The organism is Paenibacillus paridis, assembly GCF_006345825.1.
GTDB classification, from domain to species: Bacteria; Bacillota; Bacilli; order Paenibacillales; family Paenibacillaceae; genus Pristimantibacillus; species Pristimantibacillus paridis.
This window is the reverse complement of sequence record NZ_VCIX01000092.1, coordinates 1,794,469-1,816,327: the sequence shown is the minus strand read 5'-3', so window position 1 is coordinate 1,816,327 and position 21,859 is coordinate 1,794,469. Positions and strand designations below refer to the sequence as shown.

Sequence of the window (21,859 nt, the reverse complement as noted above, 5' to 3'; positions counted from 1 at the left end):
AGAGAAACTTCATGCAGGAATTGCCGGAACTGGATATCTATCGGGCATTGATCGCGGAACAATTCGCAGGAGCTCAAATTACCGGTGTCGAGATATCAAGCGCGAAATCGTTTCAAGCGAGTGAAGATGAAATTCAGCGGAATGTCATTGGGAAAGTATTATGGTTTGTGGAACGCCGAGGATTGCATCTGTTGTTTCATTTGGATAACGGCAAGCGTCTATTGCTCCGCTTGGGGCAAGGGGCTTATTTGTATAAGGGCAATGAATCTGACAAACCAGACCGTGCGGCTCAAGTCACATTGAAGTTTGGAGAGAATGAGCTTTATTTTGTAGGGCTGCGATCGGATGAACTTCAACTCCTGACTGTAAGAGAAGTCGAAGAAAAACTTGGACGTTTCGGATACGATGCTTTGGACAAACGACTGACTATTGATCGTTTCATCTCGCGGTTTGCCAAAAAACGCGGCGCGATAAAATCCGCATTAATGGATCAAAATGTTCTTTCCGGTATCGGAGCGGCTTACTCGGATGAAATTTGTTATGCAGCCGCCTTACGCCCAGACGCTAAGATCCCTGTATTTGAGCGTGAAACTTGGGAACGCCTATATGAAGCGATGCATAATGTGTTAAAGGAAGCGATTTCAGAAGGCGGAGCAGGTGAGCATGCATTTTCCTTAGGGGATAGCTTGACAGGGGGACACCGTGGTCATTTTCAAGTTTATGACCGTGAAGGTGAGACTTGCCCGCGCTGCGGCGGCATAATTGAGAAAATTGATGTCTCCGGACGAAAAGCATTCGTATGTTCAGACTGCCAAAAGGATCAGTGAAATAACATGCTTCGAATCTGAAGGATGAACGGAGGATTCATTGATGATTCATGTTTATTTAGATGACTACCGTACATGTCCAAAGGGCTTCGTGCTGGCAAGCAACGCGGAAGAATGCAAGCAGCTGCTGGATCACAGTGAAGTTGGAATTTTGTCGCTGGATTATGACCTAGGCTGGGCACAGCCGACGGGCTACGAGGTTGTTCGTCACATCGTAGAATCAGGTCGTTATCCTAACCAAATTTACTTACACACTTCAAGCGCCGCTGGCCGAATGCAAATGTACCATACGCTTTCGCTCAGCGCTCCAGCAGATACCAAGCTCCATAACGGTCCAATGCCAGATACGTTGTTGCATGAAATTGCCGGAAAGGCGTAGGAGACACCTAACCCTTATAGGGCTTCTACCAAACCTTTAAAGGCTTTTCGAACCCACCCAAACCCTCCCTTCCAAGGGAGGGCCCCAAGGGTTGCACCCTCTGGACACCCGCAACTGGACTAACTTAGTAGCTAGACAGATGCGAGAAAGTATTGTGTGTGCAAGGAACGCTCTCGTCCCTATGGGACACGCTTGCATTTTGGGGATTTTATTAGCTTCATAGACAAACGCGTGAAAGTTTAATGTGTGCAGGGATCGATTTTGTCCTTGTGGGACAAGCTTGCGTTGAAAGGATTTTATTAGCTACATTTCGTGGGCCTAATGATTACTTGAAAGGGCTAACTGACCAAGCTGTAAGTGAACAACAGTTTTTGCAGTTTTAGTTTCACGAAATGTATCTAATTCGAATGAATGGTTGTGCAATCGGATTTAGGGGCAGCAAGCAAAACCCTTATAGGTAATAAGGTAACTTTATGGTAATTCACATACGAAAGAGGTTTATACTAGTGAGTCAATGGATCGGAACGGCTAATCAAACTTATGCACCTTATGCAATGGAAGAGCTTCGGAGATTGATTGAGGGTGTAACATTTACGCAGTTGGCGGCAGGGGAAGTGTTCTTAATGTCGTGTCCGCTTGAGCGGGAAGAGACGCTACAAGCGATTCGCCAGCAAGAACCGATCTTTCTGAGGCATTTGCAGCCGGTGGACCGGACAATTGAAATTACCGGTAATGCCAACGACTTGGAGCAGTTATCCGACATGGTGCGCAATGCCGTTATGACTTTTGAGAATAAACGGGTGGCCGTTCATATTAGAAGAACGCCAAAGTCCGGCTTTGTCTATTCTGCTGCTGATACGAAAGCGGTACTAGATGCTGTATTGGAGGAGCTAGATGCGGAACCGGTCGTGCAGCAGCCGGACGTGATCATTGCCATTTATGCAGCGGTTGAGCAGCTCTATGTCGGTTTTGGAGCGCCACCTGATATGCTCTCGGATTGGCCAGGCGGTGCGGTGCGTTTTCAGCGTGAGGAAGGACAAGTCTCGCGCGCCAAATTCAAGCTGCTCGAGGCAGAGCGGGAATTTGGCCTTAATTACGCCGAGTTCCGGAATGCGATTGATATCGGTGCTGCGCCGGGAGGCTGGACTTCTCTTTTGCTGGAACGTGGACTACGCGTTACCGCCATTGATCCCGCGGAGCTTCATCCGTCTCTAATGGCATATCCTACCTTGACCTACTTGAAGCGAAATGCTTCTGATGTGAAGTTTGAAGCTGGAACCTTTGATTTGCTCGTCTGCGATATGAGCTGGAGTCCGATGATGATGTGCAAGCTTGTGCTCGATTTGGAACCGGCGTTATCGCAGGGCGGAACGGCTATAATTACTGTGAAGCTCATGCATCGCAAACCGCTGCAAACGATTCGTGATGTGATTTCGAGACTATCTACAGAATTTAGACTTCAAAAGGCTAAGCAATTGTTCCACAACCGTGAAGAAATAACGCTATACCTCATCAAAAAATAAAACGAAGCACCCTCTCCGCAGGGCAGGGTGCTTTGTTTTGAGACCACACCAGCTGTTATTCGCTTCTTTCCATGCGCAGCTGGTTTTGTTATATTGGATAAGCAACTGATCAGGGAAACGCCCGAGGAGGCAACGTCTATGCTTAATCTGAAAGCGCTTTATCTGAATTTAAGGATCAAGCATAAAATGTTTGTGCTAATCTCAGTCGTGATGCTGTTTGTCGCGGTACTCGCCATTATTATTCAACAGTACGCATTTGACTTTTACGATGAGGAGATTTACAAGCAATCTTCCAAAGCGCTCAGCTTATCTTCCATTAGCATTGAGAATGAGCTCAAAAAAATGGAAAAACTTACTTTCATGCTGGCCACAGACACAACGATTCAAAAATATTTGCGTTCAATCAAAAGCGGCTTGTCCAAGTATGACAATTATGTCGTGCAGTTGACGGTAAGAGAAAGAATGGTGAACATTGGAGCGCTTGATAAATACGTGCTTTCAGCCCAACTATATGATTTTTATGATAACGAGTATGCGGTGGGAGCAAATTCCATAACGGTTTATCAAGACCGTTTGAATTCCTTTAAGGAGCTCACAGCTGACAATAAAGGAGGCAATACGTGGATTGCACCTTACAGTAACGATAAATCATTAATTGCTGCACGCGAAGTCCGGTCATTTGAGCAGCTGAATTTGGATTATATCGGAACGCTAGCGCTGCGAATTGATATGAACAAGCTGTTTCGGGACTTAGCCAAAGGAATGAACAGCAACGACGCCCAGCTTATTATTATGAAAAACAATGAGGCCGTATTTCCCGAAGCGTCAGCGTTTCCGATTGACAGCTTGTCGCAGCTCACGGGGAGCGAAGGATACAAAGTGATTAGCTATGAAGGAAAACAGTACTTTGTAACCTATATCGCTTCCACCTACACGGATTGGACGTATTATACGTTAATTCCGTTCGATGACATTTTCGACCGCGTTGCCAAAGTGAAAAATACCATTTTGATGATTTTGGCTATTTTGTTTGTGGTCATTCTACTGATCGCCGTCGCTTTTGCGAGAGGAATTACGGAACCGATCGAGCGGCTTAACGCGAAAATGAAAAGGGTCCAGCTGGGCCATTTTGAATATATCGAGGAACCGAACGAGCGTGCGCTTGCCATGGATGAAGCGGGGCAAATGCACCGTAATTTCCGCATCATGGTTGAACGGATTAATGAGCTTATACACGAGAACTATGTGAAGCAGCTTACGATTCGTGACACGGAATTCAAAGCGCTGCAGGCGCAAATTAATCCGCATTTTTTGTACAACACCTTGGAGTCGATCAACTGGTCGGCGAAGCTAAGCAAGCAAACGCATATTTCGCAAATGGTTGAAGCGTTAGGCTCCTTGCTTAGAACTTCAATCAACCTGAAAGAACCGCTGATTCCTCTGAGCAAAGAGCTCGAAATTATTAGTCATTATGTTACGATTCAAAAATACCGGTTTGAGGAGCGCCTTGATTTCCAAGTCGATGTAGCAGATAAGCTGCTCTATTGCAGCATTCCAAAGCTGTCGCTTCAGCCGCTCGTCGAGAATGCAATAAATTATGGCCTTGAACAAATGATCGACACGTGCAGCATAAAAATTCATGCGTATACCGAGGATAAGCTGCTTTATGTCTCTGTAGAAGATAACGGACCCGGCATGGAAAAGGCATTCGTTGCACAGCTGCTTAGCGGACAAGTGAAAACAAAGGGCTCCGGCTTGGGCTTGAAAAATATCGAGGAGCGGATCAAGCTTCTCTATGGAGAGTCTTACGGATTGACAGTTGAAAGCGAGCCAAACGAAGGCACGAAGGTGATGATGATACTTCCATTCGAAATGAGGGATTCTATTGTATAAGGTGCTTTTGGTTGACGACGAGCGGATTATAGTTGAGGGCATATCGCTTACCGTAGATTGGAATGCTTCTAACACGGAGCTTGCCGGAACTGCGCGCAATGGTCTAGATGCATTGGCTTTTATTGAAAGCCATGTGCCCGATATTGTCATTTCCGATATCAAAATGCCAGGCATGAACGGATTGCAGCTTGTGGAGAAGGTGCATGAGAAATATCCGCATATCGCATTTATATTGTTATCGGGCTTTAGTGAATTTGATTTTGCGCGAACAGCCATGCAGTTTGGCGTCAAACATTATCTCTTGAAGCCATGCAATGAAAATTCGATTACGGAAGCTTTATCTGAAGTGATTGCTGAACTTGAACAGCAGCAATCGCAGAAGAGCTTTATGCTGAATATCCAGAAGGAGCTGTCTAAAGTGCTGCCGCATGCTAAGGAGCAGTTCTTAAAGGAGCTTGTTACCAATAAAACGTATGGCAAGCGTGACTGGGACGATTACGGTGAATTGTTTCACATCACGATGGAAAATGATCAAGTACAGCTGCTGTTGTTTCAGATTGAAGGGAAGTTTGAATTTGAGCATATGTTCGCCATCAAAAACATTGCTCAGGATGTACTAGGCAAATCCATAGTGCTTCTCAGCACAACGATCGGTAAGCATGTACTGCTGCTCATCAAAGAAACCGAGGATACGTCGTCATTATTCGTATTGCTTAATGAGATTAAGAAAACCTTTTCTACCTACTACAAGCTCGATGCAACCGTTGCGGTCAGCGATCCAAGGCAAATTGTCCATGCGCGCAAAATGTACCGAGAAACGCTGGAATGCTTGAATTACCAGTTTTACTTAGGCGAAGGCAGCATTATAACGCAAAAGGATGTTGAAAGAGAAGACGATGAATCCATAAAGGCATTCTTTTATGATGAAGAGCCGCTTTGTATGCATGTGAAATCGGGGGACTGGACGTATGTTCAGTCGGAGCTTCAGCATTATTTCAGCCTGCTGGCGGACAGTAGAATGGATACGCATCTGTCTAAATCGTATGTCATTCCCCTCTACATCTCGATAGTCCGCCAAGGTAAACCGGAGGAGATAAACGAGTACCTCAAAAAAATCGCAAGCTTTGATCAATTTTACACCTTGCGGACGATTGAGCAGTTCGTTACGGAAAATGCGGAACAAATTTGCTTGCACAATTTCCATTTCCAAATTAAGAAGCATTCCGGCATTATTCATAAGATGATTCAAGTCATAGAAGAGCATTTGTCTAACCCGGGCTTGTCATTAAACTGGGTAGCAAGTGAGATCTTGTATATGAATGCTGACTATTTAGGAAAGCTATTCAAAAAGGAAACCGGCGAAAAATTTTCAAATTATGTGGTCCGCTTGAGAATGGAAAAGGCCGTGGAGGAAATTGAAAAAACGGGGGACGTTAAGGTTTTTGAGCTCGCCGAGAAATTTGGATTCGGGGATAATCCTCAATATTTCAGCCAGGTATTTAAAAAACATACGGGGTTTACCCCTTCGGATTTCAAAAGGTCGCCTTAATGGCGACCTCTGTTTTTTTAACAAAGAAAGCGGTTTTTTTAATTCCGACATTTCGACATTCGACCTATAATAAAGCTTGTAAACAACATTAAAGAGTCTGGAAGGGGCGTAACACAATGAAAGCACCGAAGAAAATGCTTTTAATGCTCATGGCTGTTGCACTGGTTCTCGTAAGCGCTTGCGGCGGAAACTCAAACAACGGCAAGACAACAAATGCGACCAACACACCGAAAACGACCAATGAAGTGAAAGAAGAGCCAGCGGAAGCTAAGCCGGTTACTCTACGCATCGCTTGGTGGGGCGGACAGCCACGTCACGATTACACGATGAAAGTTATTGAAATGTACAAAGCCAAAAACCCGCATGTAACAATTGAAATGGAATATGCAAATTATGATGACTATTGGAAAAAGCTTGCTCCGCAAGCAGCTGCAAATGAACTTCCGGACATCATTCAAATCGATACGCAAAACTACTCCCAATATGCTGGAAGAAAACAACTGGCTGATTTGACACCATACTTAGGCAACCAAATTGACGTTTCTGATATTAGTCAAAACGCGATTGACGGTGGCAAATTGGGCGATGGGCTTTACGGTATGAACCTTGGCGTAAATGCACTTGGATTCAACTATGATCCAGCGCTTCTAAAAAAAGCAGGCATCGATTCCATTCCTGAGAACTTCACTTGGGATGATTACGTAGCAATGGCTGAGAAAGCCAAAGCTGCAGGCATTTACTTCGATAATGGCATGCGTCCGGAAGTATTCTTCGGCTACTACCTTCGTACATTAGGCAAAACCCTGTTTAACGCAGAAGGTAACGGTCTTGGCTATGAAGATGATCAAATGTTTACCGATTTCTTCGGAATGCTAGCTAAGCTCGTCATTGACGGCGCAGTACCATCACCAGACGTGCTTGCTCAAATTAAAGGTGCTGAAGACAGCCACCTTGTGCTTAACCAAGGCATCGGCGTATGGCAGTGGTCTAACCAATACGTAGGCTTGCAGCAAGTAGCTAACCGCCCGCTTGCAATTGCTCCAATGGCTGGCCCGAACATGGAAAAAGGCTTGTTCCTGAAACCAAGTATGTTCTTCTCCGTTTCTGAGCACTCGAAAGCAAAAGAAGAAGCGGCTAAATTTATCAACTTCTTCGTAAATGATATCGAAGCTAACAAATTGATTCTTGGCGACCGCGGCGTACCGGTTTCCTCTAAAGTAAAAGACGCATTGAAAGAAGTTTCAACAGAAGCGCAAATTCAAGTGTATGACTACGTTGCTTGGGCAGAAGCTAACAGCTCCCCAATGGACCCAGCAGATCCAATCGGTTCGGCTGAAGTATTCAAATCCTTGACTAGCCTTTCTGAGCAAATGAACTACAACAAAATCAAGCCGGAAGAAGCAGCTAAGAAATTCAGAGACGAAGCAACCTCCATTCTTAAGAAAAACAAGTAATATTGTTTGAGTAGATGCGATGGTTGGTCGGTAGATCGGCCATCGCTTTTTTACTAAAAAGAGACCAGCAAGCTAGACTTCGTATAGGAGTTGGATAAGATGAAATCGCTATCACTTAAAAACAACTTAATTGGCTACACGTTTATCGGACCTTTTGTCATCGGATTTTTGTTATTCACCTTGGTTCCGGCTGTGGCATCGTTGTATTTCTCGGTCACCGATTATGACCTTTTGTCGACACCATCCTTTATCGGATTAGAGAATTACTCGACGATGTTTACGGATGACTCGAAATTTTGGGCGTCACTCAAAGTAACCTTCTTGTACGTGTTTATCGGGGTTCCGCTTCGCTTGGCTTTTGCCTTATTTATCGCCATGATCTTAAATACAGCTTCGAAAGCAATCGGGTTATATCGGACCGTTTATTATCTTCCTTCTATCATTGGCGGCAGCGTCGCAGTATCAATCATGTGGCGGAACCTTTACGGTGACGAAGGAGTCATAAACATTTTTCTGAATGCACTCGGTTTAGATAGCGTGAGATGGTTTGCTGAGCCTGCAGCTGCACTTTGGATGCTCATTACGTTGTCGGTATGGCAATTTGGATCTTCTATGCTGATTTTCCTTGCTGGCCTAAAGAACATTCCGCCGGAATTGTATGAAGCATCAAATGTTGACGGAGCAGGACCGATTATTCGTTTCTTCAAAATTACGATTCCGATGCTGAGTCCAATTATTTTGTTCAACACGATTATGCAGACGATTGGCGCATTCATGACCTTTGTTCCCGCTTATATTATTTCCAAAGGGGAGGGCGGTCCCTTGGACGGCACGCTGCTTTACTCGCTTTATTTGTTCCGTCAGGCGTTCGTCTACTTTGACATGGGCTACGCTTCAGCAATGGCTTGGGTTATGCTGATCATCATTGCCATTTTGACAGGAATTTTGTTCTACACCTCCAAAAAATGGGTACATTACGAATCGAAAGGTGGCCATTAATCATGATCTTGAAAAAATTGAAGTGGCCTATCTACCATATCTTCGTTGCTGCGCTTGCTCTTGTAATGGTATATCCCGTGTTATGGCTGCTCATGAGCTCGTTCAAGCAAAGCAACCTAATTTTTGCAACAGCGGATTCCCTCATTCCTCAGCCATGGATTTGGGATAATTACCGGATTGGCTGGATCGGCATCGCTGGACAGTCGTTCGGCAATTTCATTATGAACTCCCTTGAAATCGTTATCATCTCAACGATTGGCGCCGTGCTCTCATCGGCATTTATCGCTTTTGGCTTTGCACGTCTTAACTTCACAGGCAAAACTTTCTGGTTCGGTATTATGATGGTTACGCTCATGCTGCCGCATGACGTTGTGCTTGTGCCGCAGTATATTTTGTTTGCCAAGCTGCACTGGCTTAATTCCATTAAACCGATCGTCATTCCGCAATATTTTGGCATTCCGTTTTTTATCTTCTTGCTCATTCAGTTTATCCGGACGATTCCTAATGAGCTTGATGAGGCAGCCACCATTGACGGCTGCGGGAAGTTTCGATTATTTTTCCGAATCATTTTGCCACTCGTTGTACCGGCACTTGCTACGGCATCGATTTTCTCTTTCTACTGGCGCTGGGAAGACTTGCTCGGCCCGGTTCTTTACTTGAACCGCCCAAGCTTGTATCCGGTATCTATGGGACTGAAAATGTTCTTGGACAGTGATACGGTATCCAATTGGGGCGCCATGTTCGCGATGTCCATTGTGAGCTTGATTCCGGTTCTGGCTATATTTTTCGCCTTTCAGAAGTACATCGTTGAAGGGATTAGCACAAGCGGTTTGAAATAGAAAATGAGCAGAAGAATAGGAGAGGAAGATGGAAATGCCTCAGCTTCAATTTGACGATAATCACATTCGAGAGGTAATTGACCGTGTTGTAGACCGAACGTTTAGAATGGATTTTAGCTGGGATTGGCCGGGAGGAGTCGCTTTCTATGGTGTCGCGGAAGCCTATGAAGCCACGGGCAACGAACGTTACATCAAGCTGCTGCAGGAGTGGGTAGATGAGAAGCTGGAGGACGGTCTTCCTAAGCTATCCGTGAATGGCGTTTCCATTGGCCACGCTCTAATCTCGCTCTATAAAGCTACTGATGAAGAAAAATATTTAAACGTTGCCACCCAGATGGCAGAATACTTAAAGCATGATGCCGTTCGCTTTGCAGATGGCGTTTTCCAGCATACCGTAAATTCGGAGACCTACAATTTCCCGGAGCAGGCTTGGGTAGATACGATGATGATGGCAGGTTATTTCCTGGTCAGAATGGGGCATTTGCTAGGACGTGAGGATTATTTGGAAGATGGCCTGAAGCAATATCATGGCCATGAGCATTTTCTGCAGGATCAGGTTACGAATTTGTACTATCACGGTTGGGACAATATTGCCCAAAACCATATGTCTTCGATTTTCTGGGCTCGTGGCAACTCCTGGGCAGCATTAACGATGGCGAAAGCGCTGCCGCACATTGCCGTTCAGCATCCTTCCTTTATGATGATTGAAGGCTCGATGCGCGATCAGTTGAGCACGCTCGTCCGCCTGCAAGTGGATAACGGCTTATGGCATACGGTGCTGAATGATGATGGTTCATACCATGAAACTTCGGGCTCAGCGGGTATTGCTACTGGATTGTTCGCATTCGGTTCCTTATATAACAAATACATCCAACGGTCCATTGACGGTATTTTAAGTCAGATTACGGAAGATGGTTCTGTACTTAACGTATCTGCAGGAACGGCTGTGATGAACGATCAGCAAGGGTACAAGGACGTGGCGCATAAACGGGTACAAGGCTGGGGCCAAGGCCTCGCGCTTGCTTTCCTTTCAGAATTGCTTAATTCTCAAAAACGTGTTTTTTAAAAGAGGAAATCTGTATTTATATCTCAAAATATGTTAAAGTAGCTCTAACAAGAAGAAACGGAATGGGCTTCCCTTTCTCTTAAAGAGATGGGTACCTGTTTCTCGTAGAATTATAAACCTGCTTATTATGCAATATAAATAAAGGCTTATATTTTAAAATAACCAATCAGAAAAGCATTCTGATACCGTTTGTTTCGTAACAAACGGTATTGGAGTGTTTTTTTGCGTTTAATGGAGGATCAAAGAATGGCTGAATGGGCAGAAGAGCAGGCTTTCGTTATGAGTGGAACGATGATCGGCGGCCGTTACCGAATTATACGGGAAATTGGAAGGGGCGGAATGGGGAGTGTTTATTTGGCAGAGGATGTGAAGCTTGCCAACAAGCTTAGAGCGATTAAAGTACTAGAGCCTAACCTGCACAAAAATATTATGCTTGCAGATGAAGCGCAGCTGATGATGAAAATCAATCACCCTCATTTACCGTTAATCGTGGATTATTTTGGAAGAAGCGAACTGGGATTTGAGGCGGTTGTGATGGAATATATCGAAGGTTGTACATTAGCAGAGTTATTTCGGAATCCTAAGACCCACTTTTCCTTTGCAGAACTTATCCAGCTTGCACTGCAGCTTTGCTCGGCGCTCAACCATTTGCACAGCTATCAACCACCGATTATTCATCGTGATTTAAAGCCATCGAATGTTATGATCGATAAGCAAGGCGATGCCAAGCTTATTGATTTTGGCATCTCGCGGCAGTACAAGAAGGGACAGCTGCAGGATACGCTGCAGCTCGGCACGCGAGGCTTTGCGGCACCGGAGCAAATAGAAGGTGGCCAAAGTAATGAACGGACAGATGTTTATGGGCTGGGAGCTCTGCTTTTTTATTTGGCAAGTAAAGGTGCCAGCTATCGACCTTCGTTTGGAAGCAGGGGAGAGATGGAGCCATTTAGGCAGCTGCAGGCTGACGTTCCGGAAGCATTTAAAATGGTTCTTCTGCGCATGCTGCAGGCCGCTCCACATTTAAGGTATGGCTCGATATTAGAGGTTGAGCAAGCACTTCAACCGTTTACGATGTATTATAATCTCTCTGCTGCTCAACAAGAGATTAGAGCACCAAAGCGTGGCGCTGCCGTAATCAAGCCGATACGTGTTAGTGTGTTATCTTTATCATCTGGTGCGGGAGCTACCTTTCTGACGCATGCGCTTGCTGAGCTGCTGGGTAGGAAGGGAATGACCGTAACGGCTGTAGAGCATGAGCTTGCCAAGCCTGAATGGCATGCTTGGTTTTCCGGCCAACAAAATAAACAGCCGCATCAAGCTGGTGCAGGAGATTCGCGTTTCATCCAATTCAGTGATCGGGAGCAAATGGTCAATTGGTATTATTTGCATCCGGAGCAGCGTAGCCAGAGCGGTATAGTGGAGGACGGGCGCTTTGAGCAGCTTTTACGGCATACGGGAGGATTAATTCAATTAATCGATCTATCCTCACAATGGTCTGATGCCAAATCGCTCCAGCTGCTGTATGAATCATCACTTGTACTTGTGGTTGCAGACCCAGCTGCTTCTAAATGGCAAGCCAATGACCTTAGACAGCTGTACTCGATCAGACGAAAGCTGCAGCCCTCAGGAAGACAGCTGAAATTTATAGCGAATAAAGATTTATCCTTTCGCGGGAGAAATGAATGGTTGTCTTTGTTCCCGGAAGCTCCATTTGTGATTTTGCCGCGCCTTGATGAAGAGAAGCTTCTATCCATGCAATACGGCGGTCGAAGGGCGACTGACGATTCACGAATGCGCAAGCAGCTTAATCAAGCATTTTTGCCCATTTTCAAGCACATTTACAATGAAATAAACACAGAATGACCGTATTTGTGGTACAATAATACGGGTTAATCGGGAATCATCCCAAGCATTAGTTAAGGTGCATACATGAATGGAGATAAAGACAAATGAGTTTGTTAACTGTAGAGCAATTATCACATACGTTTGGCGACCGAGTACTGTTTCGCAACGTATCCTTTCGTTTACTGGCAGGAGAGCATGTCGGGCTAGTCGGAGCGAATGGTACCGGAAAATCAACATTAATGAATATTTTGACAGGAAAGCTGCTTAAGGACGAAGGCAAGGTGGAATGGACGCCGCGTGTTCGTTACGGTTATTTGGATCAGCATACGAAGCTTGAAGCGGGCAAGACCATTCGAGATGTGTTGAAAGATGCCTTTCTGCCGATGCTCCAGCTGGAAGAGGAGCTTAACCAAATTGCTGCCCAAATGGCGGATGTCGATGCGGATACGCTGGATGAGCTCCTCGTCCGAATGGGGGAAATTCAAGAAGAGCTTGAGATCGGCGATTTCTATCTGATTGACGTGAAAGTCGATGAGATGGCTAACGGCCTAGGCCTTAATGCGATTGGGCTCGACCGTGACGTGACCGCGCTTAGCGGGGGGCAGCGGACCAAGGTGCTGCTTGCGAAGCTGCTGCTTGAGAAACCAGGCGTGCTGCTGCTCGATGAGCCAACCAACTATTTGGATGAAGAGCACATCAACTGGCTGACCAACTATTTGAAAAATTACCCGCATGCCTTTGTCCTGATATCACATGAAACAGCCTTTATGAATCAGGTTGTTAATGTCATTTATCATCTTGAATTTACAAAAATGACGCGATATTCGGCCAATTACGATAAGTTTTTGGAAATGGCTGACTTAAATAAAGCTCAGCACATCGATGCTTACGAGAAACAGAAGGATTTCATTAAGAAGCAAGAAGAATTTATTAATAAAAACAAAGCGCGTGCGTCCACTTCGGGCCGTGCGAAGAGCCGGGAGAAGCAGCTCGACCGCATTGACCGGATCGACAAGCCTGAGGAGGCTGCAAAGCCGACTTTCAATTTTAAAGAATCCAGAACGAGCGGCAAAACGGTATTTGAAGCTGAGGATATGGTGATCGGATACAATAGGCCGCTGCTGCCCAAGATGAATATGTCGATTGAGCGCGGAGACAAAATCGCGATTGTCGGCTGTAATGGCGTAGGCAAGTCTACTCTTCTCAAAACCATACTGGGGGTCATTCCTCCGCTGGATGGAAAAACGTATCTCGGTGATTATTTGAATCCTGCTTACTTCGAGCAGGAGGCCAAAGCGCCGACAATGACGCCTCTTGAGGATGTTTGGGACGAATTTTCCTTTATGAACCAGCATGAGGTTCGTGCAGCGCTTGCGCGCTGCGGCCTAAAGAATGAGCATATTACTCGCGCCCTTAATCAGTTAAGCGGTGGCGAACAGGCTAAGGTTCGATTATGCAAACTTCTGATGCGCGAGAGCAACTGGATTTTGTTCGATGAGCCGACGAACCATCTGGATATCGTTGCAAAAGCTGAATTGAAGCGCGCACTTAAAGCATACAAAGGAACTGTCGTTCTCGTGTCTCACGAACCTGATTTCTATGAGGATTGGGTAACCAAAACATGGGACGTAGAGGCATGGTCGATGCAAAGCTAATTTGTTCCATGATTTGAATTCAATAGCTGCCGGTCTACTCTTTTTGTAGATCGGCTTGCTTGCATTTGTGAAACGTCTTCATTATGATAAATTTAAGCGATTATGCTTTTTTAGTATTGGCGATGGATATTTGCAAGCGATTTATTTACAACTGGAAGCAGGTGAACCTCTAAGATGAAGGAACGAATTCTTGTCGTGGAAGATGAAGCGGGGATCTCCCGCATCTTACAGCTGGAACTGGAGCATGAGGGGTATACAGTAGGCACAGCCGCGGATGGCCGGACGGGTTATGAAATGGCATCAACAGGCGAATGGGAGCTAGTGTTGCTCGATGTCATGCTGCCCGAAATGAGTGGTATAGAAGTGCTGCGTTTGCTGCGCCAAGCAGGGAATCCGGTACCGATCATATTATTAACTGCGCGTGATACGGTCCCCGATAAGGTGAGCGGATTTGAGCATGGAGCAAATGACTACATTACGAAGCCATTTGCGATGGAGGAGCTGCTTGCGCGCGTCCGCAACATTTTGCGTATCTTCCAACAGTATCCGAAGGAAGCGGAAGGCTCGGATATGATTAAGGTCGGCGACCTTACGATTGAGCTGCGGACCCGTAAAGTTTATCGAAAGGATATCCTTATCGAACTGACGCCGCGTGAGTTTGAACTGCTAGTGTACCTTGTCGAGAACAAAAATGACGAGAAATCGCGCGAAGATATTTTGTCTGAAGTATGGGGCTATGATTTTATTGGGGAAACGAACCTTGTCGACGTTTATATTCGTTATTTGCGCCAAAAATTGGACAAGGGGTATCGTCATAAGCTGATTCACACGGTTCGCGGAGTAGGTTACATGATCAAGGAGCCGGACGCATGACGCTGCGCAAAAGGTTTACGCTCTTTACGATCTTTTGGTTGATCTTTATTTTGATTTTGTTTAATATTTTTGTTTATTTTTATGTGATTAAGATTACAACTGAAAGCGAAGAAGAGGTTATTGCCAACAAGGTGAATCTCATGCTGGAGAATCCCCGAATTCAGAGCGGCCGAGGATTAAACTATCCGGAGCTGCTCAACGAATATTATAATGTTAACGAAATGATTCGCATCATTGCTCCGAATAACAGAGTCGTTAATATAACAGGCTCGGATGAGCTTCTTCAGCAGCTGCCGGCGACTTTTGAGTCTCATCATCATACGGGGATGATCACCAAGGGCGGAGAGCGCATTTTGTTTATGCGCGTCCCTTTATATGATGGAAATCGGGTCATAGCTATGCTTGAGATTAATCGTATATTGGATGAGCTAGATAATTATTTGCAGGTGCTGGTCGCTGCACTTAGCGTTACGAGCGGTGGCGCGATCTTGTTCGCCATTTTCGGTACCTATTGGTTCACCTCCAGGCTAACAGCTCCCATTCAGCAAATGGTCAATACGATGCGCGAAATTGACCGGAGCGGCAAGCTTAGGCAAATTGAGCTTAGCAGCAAGGAGGAATCCGCAGAGCTGCTGCAGCTCGTCCGTGCGTTTAATCAAATGATTGAACGGCTCGACCGGACCTTTGCGAAGCAAAAGCAATTTGTTGCGGACGCTTCCCATGAGCTGAAGACACCGCTAACCGTAATCAGCAGCTATGCTGGCATGCTTAAGCGTTGGGGACGCGATGATGAGAGCCTGCGCAACGAAGCCATCGAAGCGATTGACAAGGAAGCCAACCGGCTGCAAAATTTAACGAAGTCTATGCTTATGCTCGCTGAAGCGGAGCAAGAGGACTGGCTGCGACAAGAGCTGTTTGACGTCGTACAGGTGGTTGATGAGCTGGCTACCATGCTGCAGACCACCTTTGGCCGTCCGATCCGCGTGAAAGCAATGTCCAAGGTTGTTCGTATGGTTGGCGACAAAGACAAGATCAGGCAGTTGCTTGTCATCTTGCTTGATAATGCGATCAAATACTCGAAGGAGCCGATTGATGTCACCATTTCGCTGGTTAGGCATATCGTGAAGATCGAGGTCATGGATAAAGGAATGGGAATTCCGGAGAATGAGATTCCGCATTTATTCGAGCGATTTTACCGTGTAGACGGCGCTAGAAGCCGTGCGACGGGCGGAGTAGGGCTTGGATTATCTATAGCCAAACGTATCGTCGACCTGCATGAGGGGAAGGTTGACGTGTTTAGCTTGCCTGATCTCGGAACGACCATAACCTTGCAGTTCAAGCAGCGGAAACAATAACAAGGATTAATGGGGGAAAACAGAAATGAAGTTTCGGACAGCAGCCGTTCAATATATGCTTGCTGATATTAGTACATTTGAGCAATTCGCAGAGCAAGTTGCTCATTATGTACGAAATGCCTCGGAGTATGGGGTTCAGTTTATTTTGTTCCCTGAGTTTCTAACGACTCAGCTGATGTCGATCGGAGATGAGCAGGGGAATGCTCTCCCCATTCATAAGCTTCCTGATTTTACGGAGCAGTACTTAGAATTGTTCAGTAGTCTTGCAGCTGAATATAACGTCTATATCATTGGCGGGACGCATGTCATTCAAACCATAGACGGAAGCCTTCGCAACGCGGCACATCTTTTTCACCCCGATGGAAAAATTGATGTGCAGCACAAAATACATATTACGCCGTCTGAGGTAGAAGGATGGAACATGTCCGCAGGCGAGGGCCTTGAGGTATTTGAGACTGCTTATGGCACGATTGCAATGCTCACCTGTTACGATATTGAATTTCCTGAAATTGTAAGAATGGCGCGATCAAAAGGAGCGGACGTCATTTTCTGTCCTTCCTGTACCGATGATCGCCACGGCTTCTACCGGGTTAGATATTGCTGTCATGCGAGAGCGGTCGAGAATCAGGTTTACATCGTAACAACCGGTACGGTCGGTTCGCTTCGGAAAGTTGATCTGATGCGTGCAAACTTCGGTCAGGCTGCCATTATCGCGCCAAATGATATACCGTTCCCGCCAGCAGGCATCTTGAGTGAGGGGATCATCAATGACGATATGCTCGTCGTAGCTGACCTAGATTTGGCACTACTGGAGGAAGTGCGGGCGAAAGGGTCCGTAACGACCTGGCGCGACCGCCGTACGGATCTGTATCCAGATTGGAAATCGTAAAATCATGGTGGAGAGGCGGGTAGCCATGCGCAAAGAGCTTTATTTGATTGTTGACGGAAAACCGGTCAAAACCATCATTCGCAATTATAACCAGCATGATTTTGAAGCCATGATTGAAGTGCAGAGCGTGAGCTTTCCACCGCCTTATCCTTCGGAGCTATGGTGGAACAAGGAGCAATTGTCTGAGCATGTCTCCCGTTTTGCCGCTGGCGCTTTATGCGCGGAAGTTGATGGCCGATTGATTGGTTCCATGACTGGCTTGCTTGTGAATATGAACGATTACGGCCATGCCCATGACTGGGAGACTATCTCCGGCAGCGGATATATCCGCAATCACAATCCAAGCGGAGACACTTTGTATGTGGTGGATATATGCGTGATCCCTGAATATCGAAAATCAGGGATCGGCAAATGGCTTATGCAAACGATGTACGAAACCGTTGTGTATCTGGGATTGAACAGGCTGCTTGGCGGAGGGCGTATGCCGGGTTATGGGGCTTATGCAGAAGCAATGTCGCCTGAAGAGTATTTGGAGAAGGTGATTACGGGTGATTTGAAAGACCCGGTCATCACCTTCTTGCTCAGATGCGGCCGCATGCCAGTGGGTGTTGCACATCATTATTTGGATGATGAGGAATCAAGAAACTGCGCTGCCATGATGGAATGGCGCAATCCATTTAAATAAAGGAGATATGCTATATGCTTATTTATCATCGTATTTGCTCCATTGAAGATCAATACTTTGGCGCTTTACATAAACTATTGCAAACGATTTTCCCGCCCGAAGAGGTATTGGCTTACGAATTGTGGAAGGAACCTCTTGAAGATCCCACGATTCACGTCTATGTTGCGATCCATGAAGGTGAAGTGGTCGGTTCAACCGAATACCGTTATTACCCCGACATGCGCGTAGCAATGACCGATTTTACGATTATCGGCAAGCCTTCGCTCGGTATCGGACGTTTCTTGCTGCGTAACCGAGAACGTGATTTGGAGAAACTTGCGCAGCAATCGGGAACAACGCCAATCGGTATGTTCGCTGAAGTATACGATCCTTACCGCGCTGAAGAGCATTCGTTTGGCGGAGTCTCACCCATGAATCCCTATGTCCGCCGAGAAGTATTGTCCCATATCGGCTATAAACGGATTGGCGTCAGCTACGTTCATCCGTCATGGGATCATGAGGGCCAAGCGGTTGCAGAGCTTGATTTGTGCTTCCTGCCAAAGGACGAAGAGCTGTCTGCAATCGATGCATCGCTAGTAGCTGAGTTTTTGGAGGGCTACTATTCCGCATTGCCGAACAAGCCTGCTGAATGGCTGCGCATGATGGAACAAATTCGCACTTCAGGTACACTTGAGCTTCATCCGCTATGACCCGGCTTATTTTTAGAGGAACGGGAGACTCGATGGGCGTTCCCCGTATTTATTGTGACTGCGATGTATGCTCGGAAGCACGGGAAACAGGCTTGAACCGGCGCTTGCGATCCTCGCTGCACATATGGGACGAAGAAGCAGGCAACGTATGGATAGATTGCGGACCGGATTTCGGTGAGCAGCTGGAAGCGGCCAATTTAAGAGAAATTGATACTCTTCTAATCACGCATGCGCATTTCGACCATATTGGCGGCTTGGTTGAGTGGGCGGATGCTTGTCGCTGGCAGAAGAAGAAGGGCTCGGCATACGCCCCTTCTGAAGTGATTTTGGAAATTCTGGACCGGTTTCCATGGCTAAGCAATCATATTCATTTTCAAACCTTTGATGAACCGGTCAGCATAGGGAAGTGGATGGCAGCCAGCTGGCGCGTCCATCATGGCAAGAATGGGTACGCCTATGCCTTTCGGTTTGAGCATCGTGATACCGGCTTCAAATGGGTTTATTGCTCTGACTCTATTGGGTTGACCGATGAGCAGCAAAAGCCGCTTGCCAATCTGGATCTTCTCATACTCGGAACAAGCTTCTATCATGAGCCATTCGCGTATGAAACAAGATCAGTATATGATGTGGTTGAAGCGATTGACTTGATCAACAAGTGGAAGCCTAAGCATACGGTTCTCACCCATATGTCCCATGACATTGATGCTGGCAAGGATTATGGGCTGCCAGAACAGCTCCAGCTTGCTGTTACCGGTATGCACATAGAAATTTAAGAGCTGAGTTATGGAAAAAACAAACTTGACAACAAGCTTGCCTTTTTTGTACATTAAGGGTGTAACCTTATTTAGATTATGATTACGCTTAAAGGGGAAATTTTAATGTTTGCTGGTGTCTTTAACTCATAAATTGGATATGGTCAGATGACTAATGGTCTTGCGATTATCGTAAGGTGCGAAATGCACCAAGCGGCAAGGCTCTATTTCGTGATCTGGCGCCAAGAGTTAAGGACATGAGGATTTCCGCCTGTAGCGATTCGACAGCGGCCCAATCACCGTGCTCTCGCAGCGCGGTTTTTTTATGCCCGTTTTCAGCTTAACGATTTCGTTAAGGCCGGAAGCGGTATTGGAGCATGAGTCGAGCAAGACAGGAATGGAACGCGCCCGCGTTCTATTCCTGTCTTTTTTTATGCCCAAAATTAGAGGAGGCCATCAAGATGAATAAAGCAACATGGGGAAGACTAGAGTACGACAAGGTAAAAGATAGATTATTAAGCTTTACCGTATCACCTGCTGGCAGATTGTTAGCGGAGAGGCATGAACCAAGTACGAACTTACGCCAAGTAGCAGCGTGGCAGCAAGAAACAGCGGAAGCGGATGATCTACTGGGAAGCGGGGCAAGCATACCGCTATCGGCAATGGAGGGGATCGATCCTTTTCTAATGCTGCTCGGCAAAGGCAGAATTTATCACGAACAAGAGCTGGAGCTTGTGTCCGTTTGGTTGACCTCCGTCGTGCAAATGAAAAAATACATGAACAGTAAACGCGAGATAGCGCCTACAATCGCAGCTTATGCAGAATCCATGTATGATTGCCCAGAGCTGCGGGAGGAGCTAAACCGCTCTATCCGGTACGGTCTCATTACCGATCAAGCTAGCGCAGACCTTGCCTTTATTCGCAGGCATATTTATGCATCTGAGGATAAAATTCAGAAAAAAATGGAGCTAGCGCTAAGCAAATACCGTTCTGCTCTGCAGGAACCTGTTATTAGCAAGCGACATGGCCGATTTGTTATTTCTGTGAAACGCGAGCTTCGCAAACAGGTGCCAGGTACGGTATGGGATGAGTCGGCAAGCGGTCAGACCTTGTTCGTGGAGCCGTTAGACGTAGCGGATTTGCAAGCGGAGCTTCAGCAATGGAAGATGGAGGAGGAACGGGAGAGAACGGTCGTTTTGGCAAGGCTCTCAGAGCTTGCAGAATCGTTCTCGCATGAGCTGTTTCAGAATGTGGAAGCGATGGCGTCCTTTGATTTTATTACGGCAAGAGCCAAGCTTTCCCGTTCCTTCGAGGGGAAGAAAATCAAGCTATCCACAATGCCAGTCATTCGGCTAGTTGCCGCGCGACACCCCTTGCTCGGAAATAATGGCGTCCCTCTTCATGCCGAGCTCGGGTTTGGCTGGAGGCAGTTAATAATTACGGGGCCCAACACTGGCGGCAAAACCATTACACTTAAAACAATCGGTTTATTCGTGCTGATGGTGCAATCAGGATTGTTGGTTCCGGCCGAAGAGGGCAGCGAGATCGGAATTTTTCAGCAGGTGATTGCAGACGTAGGAGATGGACAAAGCTTAGAACAATCGCTAAGCACATTCTCATCACATATCACTGTTTTGAAGGAAATGCTTCAGCAAGCCAGTCCGCATACGCTCTTATTGCTCGATGAGTTAGCTGCTGGTACAGATCCAACAGAAGGGATAGCACTCTCAATCGCATTATTGGAGCAGCTCTTAAAACGGGGGGCTTTGGCTGTGGCTACGACGCATTTCAACGAAATCAAAGCATTCGCCGCTCGCACGGAAGGCTGCCAGAATGGGAAGATGGCCTTTGACATCGATACGCTAAAGCCGCTTTACCGGTTGGAAATTGGCGAAGCGGGCGATAGCCATGCTTTTGCAATTGCAAGGCGATATGGTCTTCCCGAGGAAGTGATGCTGCGAGCGGAAAAATGGCTAGAGAGAAAAGAAGGCATACGAACGGGTGAGCTTGGACCTGTTGAACAAGTCCAAACGTCAGTTAAAAGGGCAAGAGCTGAAACAGCCGTACAATCCAAAGCAGCTGGCGAGGAGTCTGTTCCGAAGCAGGTGAAGGCGAACCTAAAAGCTTTCGTTAAAGGAGATGCGGTATGGATCTACCCGCTCAAGCGTATGGGGGTTGTGTACCGCCCCGCAGATGAGCGGGGCAATGTGATTGTTCAAGTGCAGGGACAAAGGTTTACGTTCAACCATAAAAGGATGAAGCTCTACATTCCAAAAGCAGAGCTTTATCCCGACGATCAATATGATCTCGATATTGTTTTTGAAACTAAGGAAAATAGAAAAGTACGGAAGCTACTGAACCGAAAGCATGTGGAAGGACTTACGATCGAGACGCCGGAGGAGAAGTTATAGCCATAAATTTCAGGTAATCGTGAAGCCTCTCGTTCCGAACAGAACGAGAGGTTATTGCCAGATGTGTTCTGTTTTTTGTCCCAATTAATATCAGACGTTTGTCCATTGTGCCCGTTGAAAAGTTTACTTAAGATATATATTGACGATAATGATTATCATTATCTGATAAGATAAAT

The 21,859-nt window shown here is 46.2% G+C and carries 18 protein-coding genes; all 18 read left to right on the top strand.

Annotated features, from left to right (window positions below; all coding sequences use genetic code 11):
• Positions 1 to 11: 11 nt before the first annotated feature.
• Positions 12 to 827 (top strand): Fpg/Nei family DNA glycosylase, encoded by an 816-nt coding sequence (locus FJQ58_RS29975; protein WP_139999186.1) that lies wholly within the window; start codon positions 12 to 14, stop codon positions 825 to 827.
• Between the two features lie 43 nt (positions 828 to 870).
• Positions 871 to 1,206, top strand: coding sequence for a cyclic-phosphate processing receiver domain-containing protein (locus tag FJQ58_RS29970; protein WP_139999184.1), 336 nt, complete (start codon positions 871 to 873; stop codon positions 1,204 to 1,206).
• A 506-nt stretch (positions 1,207 to 1,712) separates the two neighbouring features.
• Positions 1,713 to 2,729, top strand: coding sequence for a 23S rRNA (cytidine(2498)-2'-O)-methyltransferase RlmM (locus FJQ58_RS29965; RefSeq protein WP_238404396.1), 1,017 nt, complete (start codon positions 1,713 to 1,715; stop codon positions 2,727 to 2,729).
• A 138-nt stretch (positions 2,730 to 2,867) separates the two neighbouring features.
• Positions 2,868 to 4,622, top strand: a complete 1,755-nt coding sequence (locus tag FJQ58_RS29960) for a sensor histidine kinase (protein ID WP_139999180.1) — start codon at positions 2,868 to 2,870, stop codon at positions 4,620 to 4,622.
• Position 4,623: 1 nt separating this feature from the next.
• A complete protein-coding gene (locus FJQ58_RS29955; RefSeq protein WP_338016195.1) occupies positions 4,624 to 6,171 on the top strand; it encodes a response regulator in 1,548 nt (515 codons plus the stop codon).
• A gap of 116 nt (positions 6,172 to 6,287) precedes the next feature.
• Positions 6,288 to 7,625, top strand: coding sequence for an ABC transporter substrate-binding protein (locus tag FJQ58_RS29950; protein WP_238404395.1), 1,338 nt, complete (start codon positions 6,288 to 6,290; stop codon positions 7,623 to 7,625).
• 99 nt (positions 7,626 to 7,724) lie between these two features.
• A complete protein-coding gene (locus tag FJQ58_RS29945; protein ID WP_139999176.1) occupies positions 7,725 to 8,624 on the top strand; it encodes a carbohydrate ABC transporter permease in 900 nt (299 codons plus the stop codon).
• A 2-nt stretch (positions 8,625 to 8,626) separates the two neighbouring features.
• Positions 8,627 to 9,463, top strand: coding sequence for a carbohydrate ABC transporter permease (locus tag FJQ58_RS29940; RefSeq protein ID WP_139999174.1), 837 nt, complete (start codon positions 8,627 to 8,629; stop codon positions 9,461 to 9,463).
• A gap of 34 nt (positions 9,464 to 9,497) precedes the next feature.
• Positions 9,498 to 10,529: a glycoside hydrolase family 88/105 protein gene (locus FJQ58_RS29935; RefSeq protein WP_140000226.1), complete on the top strand. Its 1,032-nt coding sequence runs from the start codon at positions 9,498 to 9,500 to the stop codon at positions 10,527 to 10,529.
• Positions 10,530 to 10,775: 246 nt separating this feature from the next.
• A complete protein-coding gene (locus FJQ58_RS29930; protein WP_162341851.1) occupies positions 10,776 to 12,392 on the top strand; it encodes a serine/threonine protein kinase in 1,617 nt (538 codons plus the stop codon).
• An 86-nt stretch (positions 12,393 to 12,478) separates the two neighbouring features.
• Positions 12,479 to 14,029, top strand: a complete 1,551-nt coding sequence (locus FJQ58_RS29925; protein WP_139999170.1) for an ABC-F family ATP-binding cassette domain-containing protein — start codon at positions 12,479 to 12,481, stop codon at positions 14,027 to 14,029.
• A 174-nt stretch (positions 14,030 to 14,203) separates the two neighbouring features.
• Positions 14,204 to 14,902 carry a response regulator transcription factor gene (locus FJQ58_RS29920; protein ID WP_076265833.1) on the top strand — a complete coding sequence of 233 codons (699 nt, stop codon included), beginning with the start codon at positions 14,204 to 14,206 and terminating at the stop codon, positions 14,900 to 14,902.
• Positions 14,899 to 16,257, top strand: a complete 1,359-nt coding sequence (locus FJQ58_RS29915; protein ID WP_139999168.1) for a HAMP domain-containing sensor histidine kinase — start codon at positions 14,899 to 14,901, stop codon at positions 16,255 to 16,257. Before FJQ58_RS29920 ends, FJQ58_RS29915 begins: the two co-directional genes overlap by 4 nt.
• A 25-nt stretch (positions 16,258 to 16,282) precedes the next feature.
• On the top strand, positions 16,283 to 17,146 hold the full coding sequence (locus FJQ58_RS29910; protein ID WP_139999166.1) for a carbon-nitrogen hydrolase family protein: 864 nt from the start codon (positions 16,283 to 16,285) through the stop codon (positions 17,144 to 17,146).
• Positions 17,147 to 17,171: 25 nt separating this feature from the next.
• On the top strand, positions 17,172 to 17,831 hold the full coding sequence (locus tag FJQ58_RS29905; RefSeq protein WP_139999164.1) for a GNAT family N-acetyltransferase: 660 nt from the start codon (positions 17,172 to 17,174) through the stop codon (positions 17,829 to 17,831).
• 14 nt (positions 17,832 to 17,845) lie between these two features.
• The gene (locus FJQ58_RS29900) at positions 17,846 to 18,520 is read left to right on the top strand and encodes a GNAT family N-acetyltransferase (RefSeq protein ID WP_139999162.1); all 675 of its coding nucleotides are present in this window, start codon (positions 17,846 to 17,848) and stop codon (positions 18,518 to 18,520) included.
• Positions 18,517 to 19,293, top strand: a complete 777-nt coding sequence (locus FJQ58_RS29895) for an MBL fold metallo-hydrolase (protein ID WP_139999160.1) — start codon at positions 18,517 to 18,519, stop codon at positions 19,291 to 19,293. The genes FJQ58_RS29900 and FJQ58_RS29895 overlap by 4 nt, the downstream gene beginning before the upstream one ends.
• A 440-nt stretch (positions 19,294 to 19,733) precedes the next feature.
• Positions 19,734 to 21,683, top strand: coding sequence for an endonuclease MutS2 (locus tag FJQ58_RS29890; protein WP_139999158.1), 1,950 nt, complete (start codon positions 19,734 to 19,736; stop codon positions 21,681 to 21,683).
• The last annotated feature ends 176 nt before the right edge of the window (positions 21,684 to 21,859 follow it).

Coding starts and splice junctions, on each gene's coding strand:
- FJQ58_RS29975 (WP_139999186.1), top strand. CDS start 12: ATGCAGGAATTGCCGGAACTGGATATCTATCGGGCATTGATCGCGGAA.
- FJQ58_RS29970 (WP_139999184.1), top strand. CDS start 871: ATGATTCATGTTTATTTAGATGACTACCGTACATGTCCAAAGGGCTTC.
- FJQ58_RS29960 (WP_139999180.1), top strand. CDS start 2,868: ATGCTTAATCTGAAAGCGCTTTATCTGAATTTAAGGATCAAGCATAAA.
- FJQ58_RS29950 (WP_238404395.1), top strand. CDS start 6,288: ATGAAAGCACCGAAGAAAATGCTTTTAATGCTCATGGCTGTTGCACTG.
- FJQ58_RS29945 (WP_139999176.1), top strand. CDS start 7,725: ATGAAATCGCTATCACTTAAAAACAACTTAATTGGCTACACGTTTATC.
- FJQ58_RS29940 (WP_139999174.1), top strand. CDS start 8,627: ATGATCTTGAAAAAATTGAAGTGGCCTATCTACCATATCTTCGTTGCT.
- FJQ58_RS29935 (WP_140000226.1), top strand. CDS start 9,498: ATGCCTCAGCTTCAATTTGACGATAATCACATTCGAGAGGTAATTGAC.
- FJQ58_RS29930 (WP_162341851.1), top strand. CDS start 10,776: ATGGCTGAATGGGCAGAAGAGCAGGCTTTCGTTATGAGTGGAACGATG.
- FJQ58_RS29925 (WP_139999170.1), top strand. CDS start 12,479: ATGAGTTTGTTAACTGTAGAGCAATTATCACATACGTTTGGCGACCGA.
- FJQ58_RS29920 (WP_076265833.1), top strand. CDS start 14,204: ATGAAGGAACGAATTCTTGTCGTGGAAGATGAAGCGGGGATCTCCCGC.
- FJQ58_RS29915 (WP_139999168.1), top strand. CDS start 14,899: ATGACGCTGCGCAAAAGGTTTACGCTCTTTACGATCTTTTGGTTGATC.
- FJQ58_RS29910 (WP_139999166.1), top strand. CDS start 16,283: ATGAAGTTTCGGACAGCAGCCGTTCAATATATGCTTGCTGATATTAGT.
- FJQ58_RS29905 (WP_139999164.1), top strand. CDS start 17,172: ATGCGCAAAGAGCTTTATTTGATTGTTGACGGAAAACCGGTCAAAACC.
- FJQ58_RS29900 (WP_139999162.1), top strand. CDS start 17,846: ATGCTTATTTATCATCGTATTTGCTCCATTGAAGATCAATACTTTGGC.
- FJQ58_RS29895 (WP_139999160.1), top strand. CDS start 18,517: ATGACCCGGCTTATTTTTAGAGGAACGGGAGACTCGATGGGCGTTCCC.
- FJQ58_RS29890 (WP_139999158.1), top strand. CDS start 19,734: ATGAATAAAGCAACATGGGGAAGACTAGAGTACGACAAGGTAAAAGAT.